At 71.9% G+C, this 3,570-nt stretch carries 1 protein-coding gene, 1 tRNA gene and 1 pseudogene; 1 reads left to right on the forward strand and 2 read right to left on the reverse strand.

The window, feature by feature from the left end:
• Positions 1–2,371, reverse strand: a 2,371-nt coding sequence (locus NBW84_RS23345; protein WP_250287433.1) for a Tex family protein, incomplete at its 3' end; no start/stop codon positions are given.
• 487 nt (positions 2,372–2,858) lie between these two features.
• Here NBW84_RS23345 and NBW84_RS23350 point away from each other — a divergent pair.
• Positions 2,859–2,945 (forward strand) — tRNA-Leu (locus NBW84_RS23350).
• Here NBW84_RS23350 and NBW84_RS23355 read toward each other — a convergent pair.
• Positions 2,908–3,570 (reverse strand): annotated as a pseudogene (locus NBW84_RS23355) (hypothetical protein); the annotation flags it as partial. The gene NBW84_RS23350 and the pseudogene NBW84_RS23355 overlap by 38 nt on opposite strands.

Here is a 3,570-nt window from a genome sequence, read left to right on the forward strand (position 1 = left end):
CGCCAGGCTCGCGGGGGCCGGCCGCCGGCGCGCCGCCGCGCTCCCGGCGGCGCCCGGAACCCGACGACGCACCCGACGGCGTCCGCTGGCCGGCACGGCCGCCGCCGGCATCGCTGTCGTCGTCGAGCCGCAGCGTCAGCGAGACGCGTTTGCGGGCGATGTCGACGTCGAGCACCTTCACCCGGACGATGTCACCGGGCTTGACCACCTCGCGCGGGTCGGAGACGAAGTTCCGCGACATCGCCGAGACGTGGACGAGCCCGTCCTGGTGCACCCCGACGTCGACGAACGCACCGAACGCGGCGACGTTGGTGACCACACCCTCCAGCACCATGCCGGGCGCGAGGTCGGCGAGCGTCTCCACCCCCTCGGCGAACGCCGCGGTCCGGAACGCCGGGCGCGGGTCCCGGCCCGGCTTCTCCAGCTCCCGGAGGATGTCGGTGACGGTCGGCAGGCCGAAGGTGTCGTCGACGAAGTCCGTCGGCCGCAGCGCCCGCAACGCCGAGCTGTTACCGATCACCGTCGTGATGTCGCTGTCCGTGGCCGTGAGGATGCGGCGTACCACCGGATACGCCTCCGGGTGCACGCTGGAGGCGTCCAGCGGGTCGTCGCCACCACGGATGCGCAGGAAGCCGGCGCACTGCTCGAACGCCTTCGGCCCCAGCCGCGGGACGTCGATGAGCGCCCGGCGGGACCGGAACGGGCCATGGGCGTCCCGGTGGCGCACGATGTTCTCCGCCAGCCCCTCGCCGATGCCCGACACGCGCGTCAGTAGCGGCGCCGAGGCGGTGTTGACGTCGACGCCGACGGCGTTGACGCAGTCCTCCACCACCGCGTCCAGCGAACGCGACAGCTTCACCTCGGAGAGGTCGTGCTGATACTGGCCGACCCCGATCGAACGGGGGTCGATCTTGACCAGTTCCGCCAGCGGATCCTGCAGCCGGCGGGCGATGGACACCGCGCCGCGCAGCGACACGTCCAGCTCGGGCAGCTCCCGCGAGGCATAGGCGGACGCGGAGTACACCGAGGCGCCGGCCTCGGACACCACCACCGAGGTGAGCCTGAGCTCCGGATGCCGTTTGGCCAGCTCGCCCGCAAGCCTGTCGGTCTCCCGGGACGCGGTCCCGTTGCCGATCGCGACCAGTTCGACGTTGTGGGCGTGCGCGAGCCGGGCGAGGACGGCGATCGACTCGTCCCAGCGCCGCCGCGGCTCGTGCGGGTAGATCGTCTCGGTCGCCACCACCTGGCCGGTCGGGTCGACCACCGCGACCTTCACCCCGGTGCGCAGCCCCGGGTCGAGCCCCATGGTCGCCCGCACGCCGGCGGGCGCCGCCAGCAGCAGGTCACGCAGGTTCACCGCGAACACCCGGACGGCGGTGTCCTCCGCCGCCTGCCACAGCCGCATCCGCAGGTCGATGTCGAGATGGACGAGGATGCGGGTCCGCCACGCCCAGCGGACCGTCTCCAGCAGCCAGCGGTCGGCCGGGCGGCCGTTGTCGGCGACGGCGAAGCGCGCGGCGACGGTGACCTCGTAGCTGCTCGGCTGTGCCGCCGCCTGCCGGGGCACGGCCACGGCCGCTGCCGCCGGCCGCCCGTCGGCGGTGCCCCCGCCGTCGGCCGGCCCACCGGCAGCGGCCGGGTCGGCGGGTTCCGGATCGAGGGTGAGGTCGAGGACCTCCTCCTTCTCGCCGCGGAACAGCGCCAGAATCCGGTGCGAGGGCAGCGAGGTGAAGGGCTCGGCAAAGTCGAAGTAGTCGGCGAACTTGGCGCCGGCGTCCTGCCGGCCCTCCCGTACCCGGGAGACGAGCCGGCCGCGCGTCCACATCCGCTCACGCAGCGTCCCGATCAGGTCCGCGTCCTCGGCGAAACGCTCGACCAGGATGGCCCGCGCGCCCTCGAGAGCGGCGGCCGTGTCGGCGACACCCTTCTCCGGGTCGACGAAGGGGGCGGCCGTCGCCTGCGGATCCTGTGACGGGTCGGCCAGCAGTGTCTCGGCGAGCGGCTCCAGACCGGCCTCCCGGGCGATCTGGGCCTTGGTGCGGCGTTTGGGCTTGTAGGGCAGGTAGATGTCCTCCAGGCGGGCCTTGGAGTCGGCGGCCAGGATCTGCGCCTCGAGCGCGTCGTCCAGCTTGCCCTGGGAACGGATCGACTCCAGGATCGCGGCGCGCCGGTCCTCCAGCTCGCGCAGGTAGCGCAGCCGCTCCTCAAGGGTCCGCAGCTGGGCGTCGTCGAGCATGCCGGTCGCCTCCTTGCGGTAGCGGGCGATGAACGGCACGGTGGCCCCGCCGTCGAGCAGGTCGACGGCCGCGGTCACCTGCCCCTCACGCACGCCGAGCTCCTCGGCGATCCTGCGATGAACCGACGTCGTCACGATCTCGATCCGCCTCCGTGGCCGGGGTCCTGATGAGGTGTCGGAGACCAGCTTGCCCGACTGGCGGGCCCACCGACGCATCAGCCCCGTCTCACCGCCCCCGGGCCGGCACCTGACCGGCCCAGGCCCGGCCCGACCCGCTCCCAGGCCCGGTCCGACCGCTCCCAGACCCGCGGCAGAGCGCTCCCAGGCCCGGCCCGACCGCTCCCATGGCCGCGGCAGGGCGCTTCTCGGACTGGCCAAACCGTTCCCGGCTGGCCTGACCAGCTCGTCAGACCGAGGCCGCGGGCGCGGCCAGGCCCCGCCGGACCAGCCGCATCACACCGGCCCCGCGCGCCCAGGGCCAGGGCCTCCATTCACCCTGAGCCGCAGGGCTTCCGAAGGCCGGAGCCATGGGACCTCCGAAGATCCAGAAGAAGCCGCCCAGATGAGGAGGACCCCCACGCCGACCCGCCCGCAAGCCGTGTAGAGTCTTGGTTCGTTGCAGGTCCGGGTGGCGGAATGGCAGACGCGCTAGCTTGAGGTGCTAGTGCCCTCTAAGGGCGTGGGGGTTCAAGTCCCCCCTCGGACACCAAAACGGTCACGTTTGAACCCCGGTCCCGGTTGGGTCCGGGGTTCGTCGCATCGGCGGGAAGTGGGCCGTGCGGACGCTGTATGGCGTCCGTGGGCCGCACCAGTTCCAGGCTGGCGCTCTGCGCGCCGGTGGACCGTCCCCGGCCCCTACCGGGGCGGGAGCGTGTTTCGATCTTCGCGTCTTCGCTGTTCTTCGCCTCCGCCAGCCGTGCGGCAGGATCAGGGGCGAGGAGGTGGGCGAAGCCTTCGGTGAGGTCCGCGCACTGCACCTGGTCGTCCATGATCCAGAGGCGGGCGAAGACGGCTTGGTTGAGCTGTCGGCGGACGTCGGGCGGAGCACTGAGGTACAGCCGGTGCGCGTTGGCGCACAGCAGCAGTGCTTCCTCGACCACCTTCATGACGGCCTCGATCTCGGTCGAGCAGCGGTCGATGACCTGCTGTGCCTGAGCAAGCTCGCGGGTGATGCGTTCCTGTTCAGACTTCAGGTGTTCGAGCGAGATGGCATCGGCGTAGCGCATCTCGATCAGCTTGAGCTGTTGGTTTTGCAGCGCCTTCTTGCGCTTCTCCTGTCTGTCGAGTGCGGTCCGGTTGCTGTGCTGCCGGCTCACCAGCTCAGCCATGACCTG

Source organism: Protofrankia sp. CiP1_Cm_nod2, assembly GCF_920664355.1.
GTDB lineage: Bacteria > Actinomycetota > Actinomycetes > Frankiales > Frankiaceae > Protofrankia.